This window comes from Bradyrhizobium sp. HKCCYLRH3097 (genome assembly GCF_051167875.1).
Lineage (GTDB): Bacteria > Pseudomonadota > Alphaproteobacteria > Rhizobiales > Xanthobacteraceae > Bradyrhizobium.
This window is the reverse complement of sequence record NZ_JBNPTX010000007.1, coordinates 375122-399886: the sequence shown is the minus strand read 5'-3', so window position 1 is coordinate 399886 and position 24765 is coordinate 375122. Positions and strand designations below refer to the sequence as shown.

The window sequence follows — 24765 nt, the reverse complement described above, 5'->3', positions numbered from 1 at the left end:
AACAGGACCGATCATGACCACCACGACCCTCACCGCCGACAGCAAGGCAGGCGCCCGCCGCGGCTGGTGGAAGGAGCTTTGGGTCCAGGTCATGATCGCGATGGCAGCGGGCATCCTGCTCGGTGCCATCAAGCCGGATCTGGGCGCCCAGATGCAGCCGCTCGGCGACGCCTTCATCAAGGCGATCCGGATGCTGATCGCGCCGATCATCTTCTGCACGGTGGTCAACGGCATTGCCCACATGGCCGACATGGCCAAGGTCGGCCGCGTCGCGATCAAGGCGCTGATCTATTTCGAGGCCGTCACGACGCTGGCGCTGATCATCGGCTTGACCGCGGTGAACCTGTTTCAGCCCGGCGTCGGCATGAACGTCGACCCGGCGACGATCAACTCCGCGACGATCGAGCCCTATGTCAAGCAGACCGCTGCGGTCGGCTTCGTGCCGTTCCTGCTCAACATCATCCCGCAGACCTTCGTTGGCGCCTTTGCCGAGGGCAATATCCTGCAGGTGCTGTTCATCTCGGTCATGTGCGGCTTTGCGCTGATCTGGCTCGGCGACCGCGCCAAGCCGGTGACGGACGTGATCGATGTCGCCGGCCGGATGATCTTCGGTGTCGTTCGGATCGTGATGTGGGCAGCGCCGCTGGGCGCATTCGGGGCCATCGCCTTCACCGTCGGCAAGTTCGGTCTGGGCTCGCTGGCCAAGCTCGGCCTGCTGCTCGGCAGCTTCTATCTCACCTGCCTGATCTTCATCGCCGCCGTGCTCGGCCCGATTGCCGCCTTCACCGGCTTCAGCCTGTGGAAGCTGATCCGCTACATCAGGGACGAGGTGCTGGTCTGCATCGCCACCACGTCATCGGAGACCGTGCTGCCGCGCATGCTGGCGAAGCTCGAAGCCGCTGGCTGCGAACGCAGCATCGTCGGTCTCGTCATCCCCACCGGCTATTCGTTCAATCTCGACGGCACCTGCCTCTACCTCGCGACCGCCGCGGTGTTTCTGGCGCAGGCGACCAACACGCATCTCGACATCAGCCACCAGATCGGGCTGCTGCTGATCCTGCTGGTGACGTCGAAGGGCGCGGCCGGCATCGCGGGCGCCGCCTTCGTCGTGCTGGCCGCCACGCTCGCCGCGACCGGTACGATTCCGGTCGCCAGCGTCGCGCTGGTGCTCGGCATCCATCGCCTGATGTCGCAGGGGCTGACGCCGACCAACCTGATAGGCAATGCAGTCGCCACCATCGTCATCGCGAAGTGGGAGAACGGCTTGGACGCGACATGCCTGCGCGAGGTGCTCGATGGCCGCAAGACGGCATCTGATACAAATTGACATCATCCCAGCAGTCCTGAAACGACCTCTGCCGCATTGATGCCGATCAAACGGCGCATGACCTAAAATTAATAGTTATCTCCTTCGTCTCGCTGCTGCGCTCAGCTAATGAAGCGCGGCGGACGACAGGTTGATATCCCGGCGTCGTCCAGCGAGAACGATCAGAAACGTTCACGGAGCAGACGCCTGCGGACAACGGTCCCGCATGATACCGCGTGCGAGACGATCAATCGGAGACGATCATGAACAAGCAGCTTCTGCTCAAACTTCACCGTTGGATCAGCCTCGTCTTTGCGCTGCCATTGCTTGTCATCATCGTGACCGGGCTGATCCTCTCCTTCGAGCCGATGGCGCAGGTCGCCGCCGTCAAGCCGCAAAGCGTCGATCCGGCGCGCGTGGTCGCGCTGATCAAGCAATACGATCCCGACGGCAAGGCACGCGGTCTGTCGATCGACGCCTCCACGCAGCATCTGACCTTGCAGGGGGCGCCGGGCGCCGAGGTCGACATGACAACCGGTGCCGCCGTCGAAAAGCCGGCGATGCCCAGCGTCTTCTCGTGGGCGCGCAGGACCCACGAGCATCTGATCGGAATCCCCGGCCTCACCCTGATCTCGACCATCGCCATGATCAGCATCATGATCATCGGCATTCTGATGGGACTGCCGCGGCTGCGCAACACGCTGTCCGGCTGGCACAAGGGCACGGCCTGGTTCACGCTGCCGCTGATTTTGCTCAGCCCGCTCACTGGACTCTGCCTCGAGCTCGGCCTGACCTTCGCAGGCGGCACTCCTCCTGCCGCAGCCAAGCGCGTCTCGCTGCCTGACGCCGTCAGCATCGTCGCCAAGGACCACGACCTGTCGTCGGTGAACTCGATCGGCAATCGCGGCGGACGGATGATGGCGCGCATCATCGAGGGCGATGAGCTCAGGGCCTATGCCGTCACGTCCGACGGGCTCTCCGCGTTGCCGCGCAACTGGCCGCGCCTGCTGCATGAAGGCAACTGGTCTCTGATCGGCAGCGCGGCCAACGTTCTGATCTCGGTCGCGCTGTTCGCGCTGCTGGTCACTGGCCTGCTGATCTGGACGCAACGCCGGCTGCGGCGCCCGAGCCGCGTGCGCGACGTGCCGGCGAAGCCGGTGGTCGCATCCTCGATGCCATCCTGACCAGCGCTACGTTGCAGACGCCGGCTCGCACCGCGGGCCGGCTTCCAGCGCGATCTGCACGCGCTGCTTCGCTCGGGCCTGCCCTGGACAATGTGGGCGCGACGGCGCTTTTTCGATCATTGTGAGAAACGACGTAGCTGCCCGCCACCGCGGGAAGGGCAGCGGCGCGTTCTCGGCGTTCGTCTCGGAGCTGTCATGCCCGCGTCCCGATGCAGACGAGCGCCGGCGCCGCGCAGCGGTGCGCGAGACGTGAAGCTGTGAGCAAGCTCGCTTTGTCATCAACGTGACTTGACTAGGCCGGAACCGCCACGCATCGTCGGCGACAGAAAACGAAACGGTTTAGTTTTATGTCCGATGATGTCAAAATGTTTCATGCCTGTTTGGGGCTGGTCCCGAGATGCAGCGCGCTGCCCTTGCGGCTCGGCCTCCTCGGCTGCAGCATGCTGCTCGCGTCCTGCGCCGTCGGTCCGGACTTCATGTCTCCCGACGCGCCGGCCGCAACCGGTTATGTGGCCGAACGTCGGCTCGCCGCGACCGCCGGCGCCTCGACACCGGGCGGCAATGTGCAGAGCTTCGCGCCCGGAGGCGATCTGCCCGGCACTTGGTGGGCGCTGTTTCATTCCCGGCAGATCAACGCCTTCGTCGAGGAGGCGATTCGCAACCACCCGGACATCGAAGCCGCACAATTGGCGCTGCGTGCTGCGCGCGAGAACGCGCTATCGCAGCAGGGCGCGCTGTTTCCGCAGCTGAGCGCGAGCGGCTCGGCCGAGCGTACGCAGGCCTCCAGCACGCAGCAGGGACAATGGCCTGGTCAGACCTCGCTGTACACGCTCTATGGCACGTCGGTGAGCGTCAGCTACGCGCTCGACCTATGGGGCGGCACGCGTCGCCAGGTGGAGGCGCTGCAGGCGCAGGCCGACTACCAGGCCTTCAAGATGGAAGCGACGTATCTGTCGCTGACCGCCAATGTCGTCACCGCCGCGATCAGCGACGCCTCGTTGCGCGATCAGATTGCCGCGACGGAGGAGATCATCAAGGCGGAGACCGACCAGCTTGGCCGGATCCAACACCAGTTTGACGTCGGCGCCATCTCCAAATCCGACGTGCTGGCGCAGGAAGCGACGCTGGCGCAGGCCAAGGCGACCTTGGCGCCGCTGCAGAAGCAACTCGCACAGCAGCGCAATCAGCTGATGGCCTATCTCGGCCGGCTGCCGAGCCAGGATCGCGGCGAGCATGTGACCCTCGCGGAGCTGCGGCTGCCGCGCAAGCTGCCGATGTCACTGCCCTCCTCGCTCGTCCGGCAGCGTCCCGACATCCGGCAGGCCGAGGCCACGCTGCACCAGGCCACCGCGACGGTCGGCGTCGGCGTCGCCAATCTGCTGCCGCAGGTGACGCTGTCGGGCAGCTACGGCGCAAGCGGACCGGGCCGGCTGTTCTCGCCGACGACCATCGTGTGGGATGCGGCCTCGAGCGTCAGCCAGAAGCTGCTCGACGGCGGCACGCTGTATCACACCAAGGAGGCGGACGTCGCCACCTTCGAGCAGGATCTGTCGCTCTACAAGAGCACCGTCATCACGGCGTTCCAGAATGTCGCGGATTCGCTGCGCGCCATCCAGTACGACGCCGAGGCGCTGAAGGCCCAGGCCGCCGCCGAGAAGGCCACCGCCGACAGTCTCGCCATGGCGGTCGAGCAGTTCAGGAGCGGCGCGGTGCCCTACGCCAACGTCATCAACGCGCAGCAATCCTATCTCAACGCACGCGTCTCCCGCATCAAGTCGCAGGCCACGCGCTTCACCGACACCGCGGCGCTGTTCCAGGCGCTCGGCGGCGGCTGGTGGAATCGCCAGGACGAGACCCCGGCGGCGCTGCCGCGTGCCAATCCCGGTTATTTCGCCGGTCCCAATCGTACGACCCAGGAAGCAATGTAATGAAGAAACGCATGACGATCATGCTGGCCGCCATGGCGGTGCTGTTCGGCGGCCTCTACGGCTTTCAGACATTCAAGGGCATCATGATCGCCAAGGCGATCGGCGCCATGGCCAACCCGCCGCAGACGATCTCGACGGTCGTTGCGGCGACCGCAGCATGGCGCTCCAACCTCACCGCGGTCGGTTCGCTGCGCGCCGTCAACGGCGCCGATCTGGCGCTGCAGGCCGCAGGCATCGTGCAGGGCATCCAGTTCAATTCGGGCGACACCGTCGAAGCCGGCCAGCAATTGCTGCAGCTGGTCGCGACCGATGACGTCGCCAAGCTGCAGTCGCTGCAGGCGACTGCAGAGAACTATGCCATCGTCGTCAAGCGTGACGAGGAGCAGATCAAGTTCAACGCGGTCAGCCAGGCCACGCTCGACAGCGACCGCGCCAATCTGAAGAACGCGCAGGCTCTCGTGACGCAGCAGAAGGCGATCGTCGAGCAGAAGACCCTGAAGGCGCCCTTCGCCGGCCGGCTCGGCATCCGCGCCGTCGATCTCGGGCAGTATCTCGGCGCCGGCACCACCATTGTCACCCTGCAGAGCCTCGATCCGATCTTCGTCGATTTCTACCTGCCGCAGCAGTCGCTCGCCGACATTCGGATCGGCCAGGACGTCGGAATCGCCGTCGACGCCTATCCCGGCGAACGCTTCACCGGTCAGATCTCCGCGATCAACGCCAAGGTCGATTCGACGAGCCGCAACGTCCAGATTCGCGCCACCCTGCACAACGATGCGACGCGGTTGCTGCCGGGCATGTTCGCCAAGGTCGAGATCGCGACCGGCAAGCCCGAACAGCTCGTCACGCTGCCGCTGACAGCGATCGTCAGCAATCCCTATGGCGATCTCGTCTACGTGGTCGACGATCTCAAGGACGGCGAGGGCAAGGCGCGGCAGACGTTCGTGAAGAGCAAGCCGGCCAAGGGCGACCGGATCGCGATCACCGACGGCATCAAGCCGGGCGAGACGGTGGTGATCGCGGGACAGATCAAGCTGCGCAACGGCAGCCCGGTGAGAATCGACAATTCGCACGTGCCGGTCGCGGAAGCCGCGCCGGATGTCGTCGACCAATAATCCGGCCAGCCCGCACCATCAGAGTCATCACTATGCGTTTCACAGACATCTTCATCCGCCGGCCGGTGCTGGCGCTCGTGGTCAGCGCCCTTATTCTCGTGCTCGGCCTGCGTTCGATGACGACGCTCGCCATCCTGCAATATCCGCGCACGCAGAACGCGATCGTCACGGTGAGCACGGCCTATGCCGGCGCCGATAGCGACATCATCGCCGGCTTCATCACCACGCCGCTGGAAAATGCGATCGCCCAGGCCAACGGCATCGACTACATGACGTCGACCAGCGTCACCGGCAGCAGCACCATCACCGTGAACCTGCGGCTCAACTACGATTCCGGCAAGGCGATGACCGAGATCAACGCCAAGGTGAACTCGGTGCTGAACCAGCTGCCGACAGGCACGCAGCAGCCGACCCTGACCTTGAAGGTCGGGCAGACCATCGACTCGATGTATATCGGCTTCGCCAGCGACGTGCTGGCGCCGAACCAGATCACCGACTACCTCACCCGCGTGGTACAGCCGAAGCTGCAGGCGGTCTCCGGGGTGCAGACCGCCGAACTGCTCGGCGCCAAGAAATTCGCGCTGCGCGCCTGGCTCGACCCCGACAAGCTTGCGGCCTATGGCCTGACGGCAACCGACGTGTCGACGGCACTGTCGGGCAACGACTACATCTCCGGGCTCGGTACCACCAAGGGCCGCCTCGTGCAGGTCGATCTCGCCGCCGCGACCAACCTGCATTCGCTGGAGCAATACCGCAATCTCGTCGTCAAGCAGGTCAATGGCGCCATCATCCGCCTGCGCGATGTCGCCAATGTCACGCTCGGCAATGACGACTACGACAGCGCGACGCGCTTCAACGGCAAGACCGCGGTCTACATCGGCATCCAGGTGGCGCCAACGGCGAACCTGCTCGACGTCATCAACGGCGTGAAGGTCGTTTATCCGGAGCTGCAGCGACAGCTGCCGAACGGCATCACCAGCGAGATCCTGTACGACTCCACCGATTTCGTGAACTCGTCCATCGACGAGGTGATCCATACGCTGGTGGAGGCGATCGGGATCGTAATTGTCGTCGTCTTCATGTTCCTGGGATCGTGGCGCTCGGTGCTGATCCCGGTGATCGCCATTCCGCTGTCGCTGATCGGCACCTTCGGCCTGATGCTGCTGATGGGCTTCTCCATCAACCTGCTGACCTTGCTGGCGCTGGTGCTCGCGATCGGCCTGGTCGTCGACGACGCCATCATCGTCGTCGAGAGCGTGCACCGCCTGATCGACGAGGGTGTGCCGCCGGTCGAGGCTGCCATCCAGTCGGCGCGCGCGCTGGCGAGCCCGATCATCGCGATGACCGTGGTGCTGATCGCGGTCTACGTGCCCGTCGGCTTCCAGGGCGGCCTCACCGGCGCCCTGTTCACCGAATTCGCCTTCACGCTCGCCGGCGCCGTCACCGTCTCGGCGGTGATCGCGCTGACGCTTTCGCCGATGAACTGCGCCTGGCTGCTGCGCCGGACCGAGCGCGACGCCACCACGGTCGAGGCGCGGCTGGTGCGTGCGATCGACCACGTGCTCGAACGGCTCGCACAGGGCTATCGCCGCGGGCTCGAAAGCGTGTTCGCGACCAAGCCGGTGGTCGTGGTGTTCGCGCTGCTGCTGCTGGCGATGATCCCCTGGCTCTATGTCAGCTCCACCAGCGAGCTCGCGCCGGACGAGGACCAGGGCATCGTGCTGTCGCTGACGAATTCGGCGCCCTCGGCCACGCTCGAGCAGCGCCAGTTCTACGGCCAGCAGCTGTACGGCCTGATTGCCCAGCGGCCGGAGACGCGCACCGTGTTCCAGATCGACACCTCGACGCAGGTGATCGGCGGCTGGGTGCTCAAGCCCTGGGATCAGCGCAAGGCGACGACCAAGACCCTGCAGCCGGAATTCCAGCAGCTCCTGAACGGCATCGCCGGCGCCCGCTCGGTGGCGTTCCAGCCCTCGCCGCTGCCGGGCAGCAACGGCCTGCCGGTCCAGTTCGTGATCGGCACCACCGGCGCGTTCGGCGAGCTCAACGACGTGTCGCGCGATTTCATGGCCAAGGCGCTGGCGAGCGGCCGATTCATCTTCCTCGACAGCGATCTGAAGATCGACAAGCCGCAGACCACAGTGGTGTTCGATCGCGACAAGGCCGCCGATCTCGGCCTCAAGATGAGCGATCTCGGCGGCGCGCTCGCGACCATGCTGGGCGGCAATTATCTCGACTATTTCAGCCTGGAGGGCCGCTCCTACAAGGTGATCCCCCAGGTCCGGCAGAACGACCGCCTCACCGACAGTCAGTTGCTCGACTATTCGATCCGCACCAGCGGCAATGCCATGGTGCCGCTGTCGACCGTGGCCCGGCTCGAGCACAAGACAATCCCTGAGTCGCTCAATCACTTCCAGCAGATCAACGCGGCGACCATCTCCGGCGTGGCGATGCCGGGTATCGCGATGGGCGACGCGCTCGCCACCTTGAAGGAGATCGCGAAGTCGCTGCCATCGGGTTACTCGATCGACTATGGCGGCGCGTCGCGACAGCTCGAGCAGGAATCCGGCGGCTTCGTCACCACCTTCGTGTTCGCGCTGATCATCATCTTCCTGGCGCTCGCCGCCTTGTTCAACAGCTTCGTCGATCCGATCATCATCCTGGTGTCGGTGCCGATGTCGCTGGCGGGCGCGCTGATCTTCATCAGCCTCGGCATCGGCGGCGCCAGCATCAACATCTACACCCAGGTCGGCTTGGTCACCCTGATGGGCCTCGTCAGCAAGCACGGCATCCTGATGGTCGAGGTCGCGAACGAGCTGCGCGAACAGGGCAAGGACCGCACCGAGGCGATCATCGAAGCGGCGACCGTCCGGCTGCGGCCGATCCTGATGACCACGGCGGCGATGGTGCTCGGCGTGATCCCGCTGATCACCGCGAGCGGCGCCGGCGCGGTGTCCCGCTTCAACATGGGGCTCGTGATCGCGACCGGACTCGCGATCGGCACCCTGTTCACGCTGTTCGTGGTCCCCGTCGCCTATGCGCTGATTGCGCATCGCGGCACGGCGCACGAGGTCGCGGGTCGCGTGACCGAGGCAATCCCATAAATCGCGTGAAATAAACGCGTTATTTGCAGATTCGGAAACGTGCATCGGTCACGGTTGACAAACGAAACATATAAACGATATATCGTTCACACGAAACGGAGATCATATCGTATGAGACATCATCATTGGACATTTGGCCCCTCCCGCAGAGACGACGACAACCAGGAGCGCGGCTGGGGACATCGCGGACGTCATGGACGGCGTGGCTTCGACGAAGCCTGCGAGGAGATGCGCATGGGCGGGCGCGGCGGCGGGGTCGGCCCGCGGGCGGCCGGCCTGTTCGAGCGTGGCCGCCGCGGCGGTCGCGAGGAGTTCGGGCGTGGCGGCGGCGGCCGCTTCTTCGGTCCCGGCGATCTGCGCAGCCTGCTGCTGTGGCTGATCGGTGAGAAGCCGCGCCATGGCTATGAGCTGATCAAGGCGGTCGAACAGTTGGTCGGCGGGGCGTACTCGCCGAGCCCGGGCTCGGTCTATCCGATCCTCAATCTGCTCGAGGACATGGGCCAGATCGAAGCGGCATCGGCCGAGGGCGGCAAGAAGCTGTTCGCGATCACCGACGCCGGCCGTCAGGCGCTGAAAGAGGATGAAGCCGCCATCGATGGCCTGCTGAGCCGGCTGCGCATCATGGCCCGCACCATGGGCGGCATGCGCCCGCCGGAGCCGGTGCTGCAGAGCGTGCAGACGCTAAAGATGGCGCTCAAGATGCACCGGCAGGGCTGGAGCGACGCGGAAGCGAAGCGTGTCAGCGACATCCTCACCCGCGCCATCGCCGATATCCAGGGCGACGAGGGCACCGCGAGCTGACATCAACATCAGCCAGGAGCGGAGCCGTGGCAACCGGAATTGATATCCGTGCTCGCGCCGCCCAGACGCTGCGCTCCCTCTCAACCGTTCTTCACGGCGAGAGGGTCGGGTAAGGGCAGCCGCACGGAAGTCGGTCCGAAGCGGGCCACTGACAGCCGCATCCCTCGATAGCATCCGCGGTACGGGTCCGGCGTTCGCCGGGACCCATACCGCGTGATCGTCGTTGGCAGACGACTCTCAGTCGTCGCCTTCCGATAAAGACTCTCGCAGGGGCCCTACACCGGCTCCAGCACCATCAGCCCGGTCGCCGTATTCGAGATCGGGATGTGATAGTTGGCGTGCTCCTTGCGGACCTTCTCCGGCAGGGTGCCGCGCGCGACCATCCAGTTCAGCAATTCGACGCCCTGGGTGCCCGACAGCTCGACCAGCTCGGTGGTCGAATACTTCGTCGCCCAGGCGGGATCGTCGACCATGCTGGCCATGAACTTCTCGTCGAAATCCTTGTTGATGAAGCCGGCACGCTCGCCGTCGAGCTGATGCGACAGGCCGCCGGTCCCCATCACGACGACGCGCTCGTCCTTCGGCCAGGATTGAACCGCCCGCGCCAGCGCCTGGCCGAGCTTGTAGCAGCGCGCGGCCGACGGCAGCGGCGCCTGCACCGTGTTGACGACCACGGGCACCACCCGCACCGGCCATTTCTGATCGGGCCAGCACAGCGCCATCGGCAGTGTGAAGGCGTGATCGACCACCATCTCCTGGCAGGTGGTGAGGTCGAAATCCTCCTTCACCAGATGCTCGATCAAATGCCAGGACAATTCGCTGTCACCCTTGAACGGCGCGGTCTGCGGAATGCCCCAGCCCTCGTCGGCATTGCTGTAGCTGTCGGCCGCGCCGACCGCGAAGGTCGGCATCTTGTCGAGGAAGAAGTTGAGGCCATGGTCGTTATAGACGAGCACGACCACATCCGGTTTGACCTTGGCGAGCCACTCGCGGACATGCGGGAAGCCGTCGAAGAACGGTTTCCAATACGGATCCTGCTGCAGGCCCTTGGCGATCGCGCCGCCAATGGCCGGAACGTGCGAGGTGGTGATGCAACCGACGATCTTTGCCATGACGATTACCCCCTCGCCGCCAGAAGCTTGGCCTTGAACTGCTCTTTCGTCAGCCCGGTCTGCTGCGCGCCGATGTCCTGCATGTCGAGCCCGAAGATGCCGGCGAACTTGGCGAGGTAGTAGGCGTTGCCGCCGGCCTCGATCAGCTCCAGCACGTTGCGGTTCCTGATCGCCGCGCGCTGCTGTGCATTGAGGCCGTATTTGGCGCAATAGCCGTCCTCGTCGGCGACGAACGCCTTGCGGTTGGCGGCATCGTTGAACGAGTAGCACATCTTGTTGAGGGCGTAGCCTTTGCGGGCCTGCTCGCCGTCGAAGATGGTGGTGCCGGGCACGGGCTGCCGGGCTGACGTGGTGGACATCTGAGCCTCCCCTGGGCGTGTTTCGGACGGCCGCGCTTGATCTGGATCAAACGCGGCGCCGTTCGTGCCCGCCAGTATCGCCGACAGACACCGTCAATAAAGGCCGCGCGACCGATCCGATCCATGAGCCAATTCGATCATTTGGACCTCGACGGCCACCTGCTGCAGCTCCTGCTCGCCGTCATCGAGGAAGGCTCGGTCACCCGCGCGGCGCAGCGGCTCGGAGTCACGCAGTCGGCCGTCAGCCATCTGCTCGACAAGCTGCGCGCGATCACCGGAGATCCGCTGTTCGTGAAGTCCGGCCGCGGCATCGTGCCGACCGCGCATGCGCAGCTCCTGGCGCTGCGCGCCCGCGCGCTGCTCGACGATCTCCGGAGCTTCTCGCACACCGCTGCGTTCGAGCCGGCGAAAATCTCCGCGCAGGTGACGATCGCGGCCAATGATCTGCAGCGCGACCTGCTGCTGCCGTCCCTGCTCCGTTACGCCCGCGCGCAGGCGCCGGGCCTCAGCCTGCGCGTGATCCCTTCCGGCGCACCGACGCCGGAGATGCTGCGCGAGGAGCACTGTCAGCTCATCATCACGCCGCGCCCGCCCGAGGGCAGCGACATCCTGCAGAAGCGGCTGTTCGAGGACAGCTATCGCGTGTTCTACGATGCGAGCCAGCGCGAGCCGCCGCAGAGCCTGGAGGACTATCTCGCCAGCGACCACGTCACGGTACTGTACGAGCCGCGGCGCCGCCTCGACATCGACGAGGTCCTGGCCGAGCGCGGCCTCGTCAGGCGTTTCGCGGCGCAGGTGCCGGGCTTCGGCGGCATCGGGCCGTTCCTGCGCGGCAGCCGCATGATCGCGACCCTGCCGAGCCTGCTGCGCGCCTACATGCTGCGCGGCCTGGCGGTGGCGCCGGTGCCCGTCCCCTGCCCGGCGATGCCGATGTACATGGTCTGGCACCTGCGACACCACGAAGATCCGATGCACCGCTGGCTGCGCCAGCAGCTCGAGATCGTGGTCGCGCCGAGCTTGGCCGCGGCCGCCGAGCACATGCCGGTGATGGCCTGACTCATCCCGAGGGGTAAGCGGCCCTCACGCCGGCGCGTGGCACACCGCCTCGATGTTGTTGCCGTCGGCGTCGCGCACGAACGCGCCGTAATAGTTCTCGTGATAATGCGGCCGCAGTCCAGGCGCGCCGTTGTCCATTCCGCCTGCGGCGATCGCCGCTTGATAGAACGCATCGACCGTGGCGCGATCCTTGGCGTGGAACGCGACATGCGTCGAGGTCGCGGCCGTCCCGCCGGTGCCGATCCAGAAATCCGGACGGCCGTCGCCGAAGCCGGCGTGATCACCGTGGCCGCCGGTCTGCGCGTCGGTGATCTCCATCATCAGGACATAGCCGAGCGGCGCCAGGGCGGCCGCATAGAACGCCTTGGCGCGGGCGAAGTCGGAGACAGGGAAGCCGACGTGGTCGAGCATGGTGATCCTCTCGATGATGACGGCCGAATGCTAGCTCCGCGGGCAGGACGGCGCAACGAGGCACGCGGCACGATCACACCGCGAGGATCCACCGCGCCGTCCGTTGCCCGCTCGCCAGCGCCGCCTCGACCGTTCCCATGTCGCGGCCGCGATACAACGCCTCGCCGGAGATCAGCACTCGTCCGCCATCCCGGCGCGAAAGCGTATCCTGCGCCTCGCGCGACGTCAGCGTCGCGTAGGAATAGGCGCCGCGCGCGAACGGATCCTTCGCCCAATCCGTGACGTGCGACGCGACGAGTTGCCGCTTCAGCGAGCACACGGGCTGTGAGAAGATGTTTGCGAGCGCCGAAAGCCCTTTTTCGATCAGCGCGTCCTCGTCGCACGCGGCGAAGGCAGCGGCCGGCGGCCCGGCGAGCCAGCCAGTCATCACCGCGTCATCGTTCGGATGCTGCGTCCACCACACCGGCACGTCGGCGTCGGACAGCACGAACAGCATGTCGGAAAGGTCCTCGGTCCGGGCCTCTCGCCACCAGCGACGCTCGAAGCGCAGCAGCAGCTTGATGACGTTGCCGAAGCCGATGGTTTCGGCTGCGGCCAATTGCGGGCGCATGGCCGGCGGCAGCGCGATGGTTCGCAGCAGCGGCAGCGGCACGGTCAGGATGACGAGATCGCCGCGCTGCGCACGGCCGTCAGCCAAGCGCACGACGACACCATCGTCGGAGCTCTCCACCGCGCGGACCACCGCCTCGAGCAGCATCGCCACGCCATGCGCCCGGCACTCCGCCAGGAGATGATCGAGCAGCGCCGCGTAGCCGCCGACGATGCGCGCCTGAGCGCCGCGGTCGCCGCCCATCCATTCGTCGCGCAGCGCGAACACGCTGGCACGACCGGGATCGGCCGCGTCATAGCCCTGCACCATCCCCAAGACCGACTTGCGCAGGGCGGCAAACTCCGCGCCGGCGAAATGCCGATCGAGCAGCGCCGTCACGGTCATATCCTCGTCGAGCTGACGCGCCACGCGGTGCAACTGGCGCATCTGCCGATCAGCGGGATCCTCGCGCGAGAACGCGCCATCCGTCACGTACCAGCGCGCGCCATCGACCGGCGTCGAGGTGAGCCCCGCCTCGGCCATCAGCGCGTGGGTGACGGGCGCCTCGCCATGGATGAATTCCGCACCTGCATCCGCGCGATATCCGAACCTGCTCGCGGGCAGCGGATGGATGCGCCCGCCGCAGCGATCGCGCGCCTCCAGCAGCGTCACCTGCTGGCCTGAGCGGGCCAGTTCGCGCGCCGCCATCAGGCCCGCGGCACCGGCCCCGACGATGATGATGTGCATTCGCCGCTCAGCCATGACTTGCCTGGGTCGGCAAGGCCGAGCCGTTGGTGATCTTGTAGCGCAGCCACAGCGCGCCGCCCTCCAGCGCCGTGCTGCTTTCGAGCGTCATGGCCGTGATCGGGGCACGCTCGCCGGACTCGGCTTCCGTCGAATCGAACACGCTGGGCGCCCCCTTGGCGCCATCCACCGCCGGACACAGAACGAGGTTGAACTCGTCGACCAGGCCCGCGCGAAGGAACGCGCCGTTGGCACCGCCACCGCCTTCGAGCAGCAGGCGTTTCACGCCGAGCTCCTGCGCGACGATCTCGAGCACGCGCGAAAGATCGAGCTTCGCCTGGCCGGCGAAGATGTACGACACGCCCTCGCCGCGCAGTCCCGAAAGATGCGCATCCGACACGGCCTCGGTCAGCACGACGACGATCGGATCGCCGCCGATGTCGGAGCGACCCCAGCAGATCTTGCCATGGGGATCGAGCACGATGCCGTAGGCCTTGGCATCGCGGCGCGCGATCCACTGAGTGCGCGGGAATCGCTCCGTCGTCTCGGCCGGATAGGCCGAGCCCTTGGCGAATTCCTGGCCGGTGACGCGGCCGATCAGCCAGGCGTCGCCGCCGAGCTTGTCATGCACCTGCTCGAACAGATCGCCCGATCCCTTCGGACGCCAGCGGCTCGGCAGGGTCCGGCCGTCGACGCTCGACGCCATCAGGCAGATGACTTCCGGTTTCATGCATCCTCCTTGTCGCCGCTGAACGGGGGTCACCGAATATCGCTCCGGCGGCGTTGTCAACGAAGTGGCGTGCGTTTCGTTCGATTGCGCCGGTGCGGCTCGCCTGCGCTGTCGTTGTTACCGCACCAATTCCTGCGCTAGTTTCGGCTGCAAACGGAGCCGATCATGGACGCTGCGCCGCGCAGACGAGACGCCATCGGTTTGCGCGGGGCAGCCCTGCTGGCCGCAGCGCTCGCCGGCCTCGCGCTCTGCGTCGCCGGGATCTGGCGCCTCGAAGCCGAGCGCGCGGGCATCACGATCACCCTGCTGCAGGCAGGCACCACCCCCATCACCGTCTATCGGCGCGACGACGCGGCTGCGTCGCCCGTGGTCGTCATTGCCCACGGCTTTGCGGGCTCACGCCAGTTCATGGAGGCCTATGCGCTGACATTGGCGCGCGCGGGCTATGTCGCGGTCTCGTTCGACTTCGAGGGGCATGGCCGCAATCCGACGCCGATGTCGGGCGACGTCACGCGCGTCGACGGCACGACGAAGAAGCTGATGCGCGAGATCGGCCGCGTCACCGACGCCGCGCTGTCCCTGCCGGGGAACGACGGCCAGGTCGCCCTGCTCGGACACTCGATGGCTTCCGACATCATCGTCCGCCAGGCGCTGGCCGATCCGCGTATCAGGGCGACGGTGGCGATCTCGATGTTTTCCGAGGCCGTCACGGCGAGCGCGCCGCGCAACTTGCTGATCATCACAGGCGAATGGGAGGCGGCCCTGCGCCGGGATGCGCTGCGCAACCTCCGGCTCGCCGATCCCGCCGCGCGCGAGGGCGACACCGTGGGCGATCCCGCCGCAAATGGCGGACGCCGCGCCGTCGTCGCGCCCGGAGTCGAACACGTTAGCGTGCTGTATTCGACGACCGCACTGCGCGAGGCGCGCGACTGGCTCGATCGGGCGTTCGGCCGCGCCAGCAGCGGCCCGGTCGCTTCGACTGGCGGTGCGGTCGCGCTGCTGCTCGCCGGCATCGTGCTGCTGGCGTGGCCCTTGGCCGAGCTGCTGCCGAAGGGTGATGCGCCGCCGCCGACAATTCCGCTGCGCAGTCTTGCGATCGCCACGCTGGTGCCGGCGGTGACGACACCGATCGTCCTGAGGTTCGTCGAGACCCGCTTCCTGCCCGTTCTGATCGCCGACTACCTCGCCGTACATCTCTTCGTGTACGGCACGCTGTCGCTCACGCTGCTACGCGCGCAGGGCGTTCACTTCGGCCGCGTGGCCTGGCTCGCGGCGCTGGCGCTGGCCGCCTACGGCATCTGCGGCTTCGGTGGCGCGCTCGACCGCTACGTCGCCTCGTTCATGCCGATCGCGGCGCGCCTGCCGATCATCGCCGCGATCGCAATGGGCGCGGTGCCCTACATGCTGGCGGACTGCATCGCCAACAGGGGCGGCCACGCCGCGCTGTGGCGCACCGTGTGGATCCGCACCGCCTTCCTGGCCTCGTTGGGCGGGGCAGTCGCGCTCGACCTCAAGCGGCTGTTCTTCCTGCTCATCATCATCCCCGTGATCGTGCTGTTCTTCATCGTGTTCGGACTGATCGGCGGCTGTGTCGGTCGCAGGACCTGCTCGCCGATGGCCGAAGGCCTCGGTCTCGGCCTGATCCTGGCGTGGTCGCTCGGGGTGTCGTTTCCGATGTTCCTGCCGGGCTAGCGTCCGTTTCCGACATGTGCGAACGAACGTGCTGTCCGACGATCCGAAACGCGGACATGAAGCACGCGCTCGTGCCGCGCCGTCGCCCCTCGCAGACCCGACATGCCTCGCCTACGATCCGATGGAGTCAGCATGGCAAAACACCGCATCTACACGACGAGCTTCGCGAGCGTGTACCGATTGTACGTCGCGAAGGCCGAGAAGAAGGGACGCACCAAGGCAGAGGTCGATCAGGTGATCTGCTGGCTGACGGGCTATGGCCAAAGCGCGCTTGAGATCCGGTTGGAGCGTCAGACGGACTTCGAGACCTTCTTCGCACAGGCGCCAGCGATGAATCCGGCGCGGACCCTGATCAAGGGCATGATCTGCGGCGTCCGCGTGGAGGATGTCGAGGAACCGACGATGCGGGAGATCCGCTACTTGGACAAGCTGGTCGATGAGCTGGCGCGGGGAAAGGCAATGGACAAGATCCTGCGCAAGGCCTGATCGTGTCTCGCGACCCGGTCTCCCTCAATCCTGCTCCTGCCCTGGCGCCGGTCGTAGCATGAAATGGCCGAAGGCGGTGGCGATCGGCTTCGTCGCATCGTCCTGCCAGGCGCGGGCCTCGAAGGCGACGACGCGGCGTCCCTGCTTGACGATCGACGCCGATGCGACGGTGTCGAGCGCGCGGCCCGACCTCAGATAGTTGATGGTGAGGCCGACCGGCTTCGGCGGCGCCGTGGCGCCGAGCTCGCGCATCACGGTGACGATCGCTGCGGTCTCGAGAAACGCACCGGTCATGCCGCCATGGATCGCAGGCAGCACGGGATTGCCGATGATCCGGCGCGAGAACGGCATCACCAGCGTGTCGTTCTCGGCGAAGCGGATGCCGAGGCAGCGCGCGAACGGACTGGTGGGAAACGGCCCCGCCGGATCGTCCGGGGCGTCGAGCGGCGGTGGCACGCCGTCGAAGGCCGCCCGGTCGGTCAGCATGTTGGTGCGGTTGGCGCCAATCATGAAGCAGGCGGTCGCGGTGGCGACCGGTGCGGTCTCCTCCTCCTGATAGGCGGTGGCGCGCACGAACGCGATCGAGCGCGTGACGCGGAAGCAGACCGCATGGGCCTTGATGTCGAGACCGGGGGTCGCCGGCTTCTGATAGTCGATGCGCAGATCGAGCGTGGCGATCGCCCGGCTGCCGTCGAGCGCAAGCTGCACCGCCATGCCGCAGCTCTCGTCGAGCATCGCGGTGACGACGCCGCCATGGATCACCCCGGTTTCGCTGTCACCGACGAACACGGGACGATAAGGCAGGGTCGACCAGGCTTCGCCGGGCGCGCAGCGATCCATCCTGAGCCCGCTGATATGGCCATAGACCGAGCGGCGCTGCCCGATGGCCTCGGCAAGCGCGTCGAATGCCGGCGGTGCGGCGGTGGGTGGAATGTCGGACATGCGCGATTTAGATCACGATCCCGAGGACGCACGAAGCCTTTTCCGACGGATCCGATCTGAGTGCCAACGATCCAGGCTAGGCCATCACCGTCCCTGCATCCGCACTCTTGAGCGCCGCCGGTCATGCTCACAACTCGAGGCTGCGAGAGCCCATTCCCGCAAAACTACGTGGATGAAATGTTCCGCTGGAGCGGCGCGCTTAGAACATTGGCAACCTTAATATGATCATAATTGTCTCCATCAAATCCCGGAGACCCGTCGATGCGCAGATCCACCAAGACGCCGGACGCCCCGCCGAGCAGCGGCACGGCCTCTCTACGAATTGTCCTGAGCCTGGCGCTCGCAGCCAGCGCCGGTGCGATGTGGTGGAGCAGCGGCGGCGCCAACAGCTTCTCCTTCGGCACCGGAGCGCCTTCGCTCGAGAGCCGCGTCGCCACGCTGACCTCGGAGCTGGCGCAGCTCAAGGCCGAGACCGCCCAGCTGCGCGACCGCCAGAGCGACACCTCCGGCGAGCTTCTGCAATTGCGCGCCAGCCTCACCACGGCCGAAACGGGCCTGGCCGTCTTGCGCACCGCCGCCGACGAGACCGAGGCGCGCCGCCGCGATACGGCCGACAAGATCGAATCCGATCTCGCGCTGCTGAAGCGCCAGACGATCCGCCTCCGCGGCGCCCAGGAAGATACGGCGACCGAGCTGAGCGGGCTGCGCACCGCGGCCGCGAACAGCGACATGACCATCGAGCAGCTCCGGACCTCCACCGGCGAGATGCGTCAGCAGTTGACGCGCATCGAGACCGCTCGCGAGGCGACCAGCTCGATCTCCCGCAGGCCTCACCGTGTCAGGCGCGTGGCGCGCGCGACCGAGGCGCAGCACGAGCCGCAGCCTTTCCTGATGCAGTGGCCCGGCGTCATCCCCGCAGGTCGCAACTGATTTGAAGCGCCATCCGGCCTGACCCGCGAATCGCGGTCAGGCATCAGCCCGGCTGGTCACCACCAGCCCGGCTGGTCACCACCAGCCCGGCTGCACCGGCCGGTAGTAGGTCGGAGGCGGACCGCGACGGCGCGGCGCCGCGACGGGCTGGCCATCCCAGCTGCGCTGGAAGAAGCTGCCGAAGCCGTCGTCATATTCGTCCCCGCTGGCGACGACGTCGACATTGGTCGTCGGCCGGCGCGTGATGAAGCCGCCCTGCGGCTGGTTGCTCAGCACCGCGACGAACTCGGTCCGATAATTGGTCTCGCTCGACAGCGGCTCGTCCGAGACGATGATCGAGGAGCGCGGCACGGCCGTCGGCGCGATCCGGTCGAGCACGTCCTTCGGAATGGTGATGCGGTCGAGCGCGTCCTTGGCGGTGTCGCCGTCGTCGATGGTCACCGCCGTCCAGCGCAGCTCCGCGCCGTTCTGCGCCACCGCGGTGAACACATGCGTTCCGATCGGCCGGTCGGGATCGCGGATGGTCACCGGCGCCTCGATCGAGGTGTCGAACACCTCGCCGCCGCCATCGGGGGCCGGCTTGTGCGTGTTGCGCCTGACATAGAGCATCTGCGTCGAACGGCTGATATAGACCGAGACCGGCTCGGTCGCGAGCCTGGCGTCCGTCGCAGCCTTGCTCGCATCGGACTTCCTGGCCGCCGCCGCCTTGGCGGCATCCTTGGTCGAGGTCGCCGCAGCGAGCTTCGCGGTCGCGTCCGACTTGGCGGCCTCGAGCTGCGCTGCCGCGTCGGTCGCCTTGGCGGCGGCCTTCTGCTCCGCATCCTCGGCCAGCGTCCTGGCCTGATCGGTCTTGGCGGCGGCCAACTTCCTGTCGGCGAATTTGAGCTCGGCCTCGGCGCGCGCCTTGGCCTGCTCCAGCTTGCGCAAGGACGCCTTCAGAGCCTTGGCCTCGCGCTCGGCCGCGGCAGCCGCCGCCTTGGCCTCGTCGGCGCTCCTGGCGGCGTCCTCGGCCTCGCGGCCGAGCGTCGCGGCCCGCGAGGGCACCGCGGCGAGCGCCTGCGCATTCGGCGCGAACAGGGCGGGATGGGAGAACTCGACGGGCGCCGGGTCACCCGGCGCGATGATCACCCGCATGCCGATCCAGGTCCGGTCGAACAGCTTCTCGGCAAAGCCGTAGGGCATGCGGACGCAGCCATGCGAGGCGGCATAGCCGGGCAGCGGCCCGCCATGCAGCGCCACCCCGTTCCAGGTGATGCGCTGCATGTTCGGCATCCAGGCATCGTCGTAAAGAGTCGAGTGGTGGTCCTTGTCCTTCTCGATGATGGCGAACACGCCGGCCGGCGTCTCGCGGCCCGAGACGCCGGTCGACACCGGTGCGCGCCAGATCCAGCCATCGGCGTCGTAGAACGTCACCTTCTGGGTCTTGATCGACACGATCGCCATGATCGGATCGCCATGCGCACGCGGCGCCGTCGCCTCGATCACCGGCGCCGGACGCCCCTGCCGGGCGCGGGCCTCGACGCCGCCGGACAGCGCCAGCACAGCCAGCGCCGCAATGGTCACGAAGGCGGAACTTCCCCAACGCCGCCTGGCTGGAGCGAATTGCGACGCCGTAACCTGACCAGCCATGCCCTGCCTCGATTTCAATGCCCGTTGCCGCCCGCTCAGCGCGGGCGGCCGAGCACAGTCTTTGCGCTCGATCATGTTTTTTGGGTGAAGAACCTGGTGTCCAGGCTCGTGCGGGGCGCGAAGGCCGCGAGAATCGTGACTTGCCATACCGAGCCGAGAAACCTCCAGACGTGGCCGACGTGATCCTGCCGAGACGTGCCGTGTGCACAGGCGAACCACCCGGCCCCGTCGGACCAGAGACCCGGCAGGTTCCCTGCCATCCCGCGCGCTATCAGGAGAGTGGCGATTCGATTGCGCAAAGACAAGTCACCTACTCAGCAGTCGATCCGGCTCGCCCGTCGCATCCGCTGTCGCGAGGCGCGTAACAAATCCCAATGCCAATCGAATGGCCATTCAGCGCCCGGGGGGCGGCCCGCACCGACCTCTGGACGGCGCGCGAATTGATCGGCAAAGGAACGAAACCATGATCGGCGAAGTGATCGTCGTTGGCGATCTGAAGCTGCGCAGCGACGCCTCGCTCGACACATATGAGCGGCTGGGCGAACGCATGTACGGCATCGTGAGCAGACTTCCGGGCTTCCTGTCGGTCAAGTCGTACAAGGCGCCCGATGGCGAGGAGCTGACCGTGTTCCGCTTCGCCTCGGAGGAAGCGCTCGAAGCCTGGCGGACCCATCCCGAGCATGTCGAGACCATGAAGCGAGGACATGCCGAGTTCTTCGCCAGCGGATTCCTGCAGATCTGCAAGGTCGTCCGCGAGGTCGGACCGTTCGAGCACGACTGAGCTTTTCGATCCGTCATTGTGACGGACCGCCGAGGACGCACCGGGCTGCGGCAACGGCGCGATCGATGTCGGCCTCGTTCGTCTGCCAGTTGCAGACCGAGACCCGCATGCAGCGCTTGCCGCGCCACGTCGTGCCGCCGAAGAAAGCTTCTCCGGTGGCGCAGATCGCCGCGATCACGGCATCGGTCCGGCGATCGTGATCCATTTCGGTCGCGGCTGGACGCGGATCAAGGAACCTCAACAATCCCTGATTCAGGGTCGGCTCCCACATCACGGCCGCACCGGACAGCGTTCCGATCCGCATGACCAGGGCGTGAGCATAGGCACAGCATCGGTCGACGAGGTCAGCGATGCCCCGCCGGCCGAGCTGTCGGATGGCAGCATAGGTCGGAACGGCGCGGCCACGCCGCGACCATTCGGGGGTCCAGTCGATCGGGTCGCGGGCGCCGTCGACAAACATCGTATAGCTCGTACGATGCGAGAAGGCGCTCCGATGCGCCCCGGCACCGGCCACGAACGCGTAGCCGCAATCGAATGGCGTGTTGAGCCATTTGTGGCCGTCGTTGGTCCAGGAATCCGCGAGTTCGACGCCGCGCAGCAGATGCCGGTAACGCGAACTCGCAGCCGCCCACAGGCCGAAGGCCCCGTCCACATGCACCCATGCGTCGTGCGCGCGAGCGATGGGGATCAGGTCGACAAACGGGTCGAACGCGCCGATGTTGAGGTCGCCCGCCTGCAGGACCACGATCGTCGGCTGCAGGCTGTCTGCCAACGCGCGTTCGAGCGCTGACGGCGTGAGCTGCCCTGCATCGTTGCAAGGCAGAGACTGCACCGCGTTCTTGCCGAAGCCGAGCAGGCGCAGCGCGCGCTCGACAGAGCCGTGCCGCTCGCTACTCGTGATGACGCGAATGGAAGGCGCGCCGAACAATCCCCGTTCCTCGACATCCCATCCCAGCCGCGCGAGCAAGCGATGACGCGCCGCGCCGAGACAGGTCACATGCGCCATCTGCGTGCCCGTCACGAATGCGAAACTCGCCGTCATGGGCAGCCCGAACAACTCCTTGAGCCAAGCGCCCGCAATCTCCTCGATGACGGCCTCTGCAGGACCACAGGCATTGATCGCCGCGTTCTGGTCCCAGGCGGAGACCAGCCAGTCGGCGGCCAGCGCGGCCGGCATAGTCCCGCCGATCACCCAGCCGAAAAACCGCCCGGATGTGCTGCCGAGGATTCCACCGTCGACGTCGCGAACGAGATCATCGATGACGCGCGCAGCGGCAACTCCGTCACTGGACAGCGCACGGCCTAGCCGAAGTCGTAGATCTTCAAGTGAAGCCGTCGCGTGGACCGGCGTGCTGTCCTGGCGCTCCAGATGCCGCACGGCATGCTTCAGCGCCAATTCCAAGGTCCCGATCCATTCATCGCGTCCCGGCATATATCCGTCCATTCTTGCGTCAGGTCTGCAGCGTTATATGCGTTGAAACCGCCCCGATGCTTCGCTATCGATCACACCATGAGGGACGGTCCCAACTTCGCTGCCATCGCCGCGCTGATCGGCGATCCGGCGCGCGCCAACATTCTCTCCGCACTGATGGATGGACGCGCCCTGACCGTCAGCGAGCTTGCCAGGTCGGCGGACATCGGACTTCCGACCGCCAGCGCCCACGTCAGCAAGCTCGAGCGGGCAGAATTGCTCGTCTCGGTCCGGCAGGGACGCAATCGCTATGTGCGCCTGTCCGGCGAGGACGTCGTGCACACGTTGGAGACGCTGATGCTGCTGGCGGCGCGCACGGGACATCGGCGCGTTCGCACCGGTCCGCGCGATCCCGCGCTGCGCGAGGCGCGCGTCTGCTACGATCATCTTGCCGGCGCCCGCGGTGTCCAGATGTTCGAGAGCCTGCTGCGTGGCAGGCTGCTGGAGCGCAGCGGAGATCAAGTCACGCTGACCGACGCCGGGCGACTTTTCACCGAGCAGTTCGGGATCGATCTTGGTGAGCTGCAGTCGAAGGACCGCATGACCTGCGTCAGTTGCCTCGACTGGAGCGAGCGGCGAGACCATCTCGCCGGTCGTCTCGGCTCTGCCTATCTCGCGCGGATCTTCAAACTCAAATGGGCCCACCGCGACAAGGACAGCCGCGCCGTGCTGTTCAGCCCGCAGGGGCTGCGCCAGTTCGAACGGTTGTTTCCGGTCTGAGGACCCGCCCACCCTGGCGTGGCTCGCCTGCATCAGCAGAGCGCCTTTCGCTGCGTTATTTGACCGCCTCGGCTTGCACGGCCGGCACTGCATTCCCATCCTCTGTGGAGGAGGACGGCCCGCGGCTGGGTCCTTCCCTTGCCGATGCCCGATCGCTGACGGAGATGACGCGTTGCCCGACCCGCGCGATTTTCACGTGCCTCAATCGTCCTACGCCAAGGAGGATCTCCTTCGCTCAAGCGAAGGCGGCTATTTCGGCCCGGGCAATGCGCAGCTGCCGGCGCCGCCGATGCTGATGATGGATCGTATCACCGAGCTGAGGCTCGACGGCGGGCGCTATGGCAAGGGGCGTATCGTCGCCGAGTTGGACATCACGCCCAAACTCTGGTTCTTCGAATCCCTCTTCCGCGACGATCCGGTGATGCCGGGCTGTCTTGGCCTCGACGCGATGTGGCAGATGGTGGGCTATTGGCTCGGCTGGTCGGGCTCGCCCGGCAAGGGCCGCGCCGCCGGCGTCGGAGAAGTGAGCTTTAGAGGCCAGATCACGCCGGACGTCAATTACGTGCGCTACGAGGTCGACATGCGCCAAGTCAAACGCGGCCGCCTAGTGCTCGGCATCGCCGATGGCCGCGTGCTGGCGGACGGCGCGTGTGTTTACGAGGCCAATTCCATGAAGGTAGCGTTGACGACATCTTGAGCTTTGCTGCCGTTATGACGACAGCTGCTTCTCGAAGAACAGGTCCGGATAGGGATCGTCGTTGAAGCGGTCGATCTCCCTCCAGCCGGCGCGGCGATAGAGCTGGACGGCCTCGGCGAGCGCGCTGTTGGTGTCGAGGCGAAGAATGCTGATCGAGAGCGTGCGGGCAGCCTCTTCGGCCGCATCCATCAGGCGGCGGCCGAGGCCGAGGCCGCGCGCGGCGGGCGCGACCCAGAGCCGCTTGATCTCGGCGACATCGCCGCCGCTGCCCTTCAGCCCGACACAGCCGAGCGGCAGGCCGTCGGACAACGCCACGAAGAAAGCCCCGCGCGGCGCCATCATGTCCAAGGCATCGGGATCGCGCGACAGCGACACATCGAAGCCGCGTTCGAAGCGGCGCGACAGCTCGGCGTAGTACTCGCCGAGGCAGTAGCGCGACTGCTCGCCGCGCGGATCAACCTCGTCGATGGCGATGCGGCTGCGTCCGAGCGCGGCCGCGACCAGGTCCATCGCCGCCAAGAGCGCCTCGGGCTGCCCGTGACGCGCCAGCATCGATTCGGCCTGGGCGTTGGAGAGCGTCTCATAGGCCTCGAATTCGCGCCGCCCGGCGGCTGTGAGCCTGGCGACGCGGCGGCGCGCGTCGTCGGGATGCGGCCTGGTCATCACCAGCCCCTCCTCCTCCAGGCTGCGCAGCAGCCGGCTCATCAGCCCGGAATCGAGTGCGAGATAGTCGCGCAGCTCCGCCACGTCGCTGCGGCCATGGCCGATTGCATTGAGCACGCGGGCCGCCCCGAGCGGCCGACCGCGCCCGAGGAACGAGGTGTCGAGCGCGCCGACCTCCGAGGTGACGGCGCGGTTGAAGCGGCGGACGCGGGAGACGGGGTCGAGCATAGTATCTGACTTAAGTCAGATATTTCCGTCTGTCAATTGTGACCGTAGTCGAGTGCAGGCAGCCGCTCCAGCCTCTGTCGTCGTTGC

At 66.5% G+C, this 24765-nt stretch carries 22 protein-coding genes; 13 read left to right on the top strand and 9 right to left on the bottom strand.

The window, feature by feature from the left end:
* Positions 1 to 13 precede the first annotated feature (13 nt).
* The 6 genes from dctA (at position 14) to ACQR0U_RS19835 (ending at position 9438) form a co-directional block, all read left to right on the top strand.
* A complete protein-coding gene (gene dctA, locus ACQR0U_RS19860) occupies positions 14 to 1327 on the top strand; it encodes a C4-dicarboxylate transporter DctA (RefSeq protein WP_315715667.1) in 1314 nt (437 codons plus the stop codon).
* Between the two features lie 242 nt (positions 1328 to 1569).
* Entirely contained in the window at positions 1570 to 2490 is a 921-nt protein-coding gene (locus ACQR0U_RS19855; protein WP_315715666.1) for a PepSY-associated TM helix domain-containing protein, read from the top strand.
* A gap of 365 nt (positions 2491 to 2855) precedes the next feature.
* Positions 2856 to 4418 (top strand): efflux transporter outer membrane subunit, encoded by a 1563-nt coding sequence (locus ACQR0U_RS19850; RefSeq protein ID WP_316170642.1) that lies wholly within the window; start codon positions 2856 to 2858, stop codon positions 4416 to 4418.
* Positions 4418 to 5533 carry an efflux RND transporter periplasmic adaptor subunit gene (locus ACQR0U_RS19845; RefSeq protein ID WP_316170643.1) on the top strand — a complete coding sequence of 372 codons (1116 nt, stop codon included), beginning with the start codon at positions 4418 to 4420 and terminating at the stop codon, positions 5531 to 5533. Before ACQR0U_RS19850 ends, ACQR0U_RS19845 begins: the two co-directional genes overlap by 1 nt.
* A 32-nt stretch (positions 5534 to 5565) precedes the next feature.
* Complete coding sequence (locus ACQR0U_RS19840; RefSeq protein WP_316170644.1) at positions 5566 to 8637, top strand: efflux RND transporter permease subunit; 3072 nt, start codon at positions 5566 to 5568, stop codon at positions 8635 to 8637.
* A gap of 111 nt (positions 8638 to 8748) precedes the next feature.
* Positions 8749 to 9438 (top strand): PadR family transcriptional regulator, encoded by a 690-nt coding sequence (locus tag ACQR0U_RS19835; protein ID WP_316170645.1) that lies wholly within the window; start codon positions 8749 to 8751, stop codon positions 9436 to 9438.
* A gap of 275 nt (positions 9439 to 9713) precedes the next feature.
* Here ACQR0U_RS19835 and ACQR0U_RS19830 read toward each other — a convergent pair whose 3' ends face one another.
* Both ACQR0U_RS19830 and ACQR0U_RS19825 read right to left on the bottom strand, forming a co-directional pair.
* Positions 9714 to 10550, bottom strand: a complete 837-nt coding sequence (locus ACQR0U_RS19830) for a class III extradiol dioxygenase family protein (RefSeq protein WP_315715661.1) — start codon at positions 10548 to 10550, stop codon at positions 9714 to 9716.
* A gap of 5 nt (positions 10551 to 10555) precedes the next feature.
* Positions 10556 to 10909, bottom strand: a complete 354-nt coding sequence (locus tag ACQR0U_RS19825) for a protocatechuate 4,5-dioxygenase subunit alpha (RefSeq protein ID WP_315751972.1) — start codon at positions 10907 to 10909, stop codon at positions 10556 to 10558.
* Between the two features lie 123 nt (positions 10910 to 11032).
* Here ACQR0U_RS19825 and ACQR0U_RS19820 point away from each other — a divergent pair, with 123 nt between their 5' ends.
* Positions 11033 to 11965: a LysR family transcriptional regulator gene (locus tag ACQR0U_RS19820; RefSeq protein ID WP_315826444.1), complete on the top strand. Its 933-nt coding sequence runs from the start codon at positions 11033 to 11035 to the stop codon at positions 11963 to 11965.
* Between the two features lie 24 nt (positions 11966 to 11989).
* Here the strand turns inward: ACQR0U_RS19820 and ACQR0U_RS19815 are convergent, their stop codons facing one another.
* From ACQR0U_RS19815 to ACQR0U_RS19805, 3 genes are all read right to left on the bottom strand, one after another.
* Positions 11990 to 12376, bottom strand: a complete 387-nt coding sequence (locus ACQR0U_RS19815; protein ID WP_315715658.1) for a VOC family protein — start codon at positions 12374 to 12376, stop codon at positions 11990 to 11992.
* 73 nt (positions 12377 to 12449) lie between these two features.
* Entirely contained in the window at positions 12450 to 13727 is a 1278-nt protein-coding gene (locus ACQR0U_RS19810) for a flavin monoamine oxidase family protein (RefSeq protein ID WP_434843956.1), read from the bottom strand.
* On the bottom strand, positions 13720 to 14439 hold the full coding sequence (locus tag ACQR0U_RS19805) for a RibD family protein (RefSeq protein ID WP_315751975.1): 720 nt from the start codon (positions 14437 to 14439) through the stop codon (positions 13720 to 13722). The genes ACQR0U_RS19810 and ACQR0U_RS19805 overlap by 8 nt, the downstream gene beginning before the upstream one ends.
* A gap of 165 nt (positions 14440 to 14604) precedes the next feature.
* Between ACQR0U_RS19805 and ACQR0U_RS19800 the strand changes: the two genes are divergently transcribed.
* Both ACQR0U_RS19800 and ACQR0U_RS19795 read left to right on the top strand, forming a co-directional pair.
* Positions 14605 to 16131: an alpha/beta hydrolase gene (locus ACQR0U_RS19800; RefSeq protein ID WP_315751976.1), complete on the top strand. Its 1527-nt coding sequence runs from the start codon at positions 14605 to 14607 to the stop codon at positions 16129 to 16131.
* A gap of 132 nt (positions 16132 to 16263) precedes the next feature.
* The gene (locus tag ACQR0U_RS19795) at positions 16264 to 16617 is read left to right on the top strand and encodes a DUF2200 domain-containing protein (protein WP_434843955.1); all 354 of its coding nucleotides are present in this window, start codon (positions 16264 to 16266) and stop codon (positions 16615 to 16617) included.
* A 24-nt stretch (positions 16618 to 16641) separates the two neighbouring features.
* On the opposite strand, the gene ACQR0U_RS19790 is transcribed toward ACQR0U_RS19795, so the two are convergent.
* A complete protein-coding gene (locus tag ACQR0U_RS19790) occupies positions 16642 to 17559 on the bottom strand; it encodes a PaaI family thioesterase (protein ID WP_315751977.1) in 918 nt (305 codons plus the stop codon).
* Positions 17560 to 17820: 261 nt separating this feature from the next.
* Between ACQR0U_RS19790 and ACQR0U_RS19785 the strand changes: the two genes are divergently transcribed.
* Positions 17821 to 18489, top strand: coding sequence for a hypothetical protein (locus ACQR0U_RS19785; RefSeq protein WP_315751978.1), 669 nt, complete (start codon positions 17821 to 17823; stop codon positions 18487 to 18489).
* A gap of 75 nt (positions 18490 to 18564) precedes the next feature.
* Here ACQR0U_RS19785 and ACQR0U_RS19780 read toward each other — a convergent pair whose 3' ends face one another.
* Complete coding sequence (locus ACQR0U_RS19780) at positions 18565 to 20118, bottom strand: L,D-transpeptidase (RefSeq protein ID WP_434843954.1); 1554 nt, start codon at positions 20116 to 20118, stop codon at positions 18565 to 18567.
* Between the two features lie 463 nt (positions 20119 to 20581).
* Between ACQR0U_RS19780 and ACQR0U_RS19775 the strand changes: the two genes are divergently transcribed.
* Entirely contained in the window at positions 20582 to 20899 is a 318-nt protein-coding gene (locus ACQR0U_RS19775) for an antibiotic biosynthesis monooxygenase family protein (RefSeq protein WP_315826451.1), read from the top strand.
* A gap of 13 nt (positions 20900 to 20912) precedes the next feature.
* Here the strand turns inward: ACQR0U_RS19775 and ACQR0U_RS19770 are convergent, their stop codons facing one another.
* A complete protein-coding gene (locus ACQR0U_RS19770) occupies positions 20913 to 22301 on the bottom strand; it encodes a pyridoxal phosphate-dependent decarboxylase family protein (protein ID WP_316170650.1) in 1389 nt (462 codons plus the stop codon).
* A 108-nt stretch (positions 22302 to 22409) separates the two neighbouring features.
* Here ACQR0U_RS19770 and ACQR0U_RS19765 point away from each other — a divergent pair, with 108 nt between their 5' ends.
* Both ACQR0U_RS19765 and fabA read left to right on the top strand, forming a co-directional pair.
* Positions 22410 to 23090: an ArsR/SmtB family transcription factor gene (locus tag ACQR0U_RS19765; RefSeq protein ID WP_316170651.1), complete on the top strand. Its 681-nt coding sequence runs from the start codon at positions 22410 to 22412 to the stop codon at positions 23088 to 23090.
* Between the two features lie 172 nt (positions 23091 to 23262).
* Positions 23263 to 23787 carry a bifunctional 3-hydroxydecanoyl-ACP dehydratase/trans-2-decenoyl-ACP isomerase gene (gene fabA, locus ACQR0U_RS19760; RefSeq protein ID WP_434843953.1) on the top strand — a complete coding sequence of 175 codons (525 nt, stop codon included), beginning with the start codon at positions 23263 to 23265 and terminating at the stop codon, positions 23785 to 23787.
* A 12-nt stretch (positions 23788 to 23799) separates the two neighbouring features.
* Here the strand turns inward: fabA and ACQR0U_RS19755 are convergent, their stop codons facing one another.
* Positions 23800 to 24678, bottom strand: a complete 879-nt coding sequence (locus tag ACQR0U_RS19755) for a bifunctional helix-turn-helix transcriptional regulator/GNAT family N-acetyltransferase (protein ID WP_434843952.1) — start codon at positions 24676 to 24678, stop codon at positions 23800 to 23802.
* Positions 24679 to 24765 lie beyond the last annotated feature (87 nt).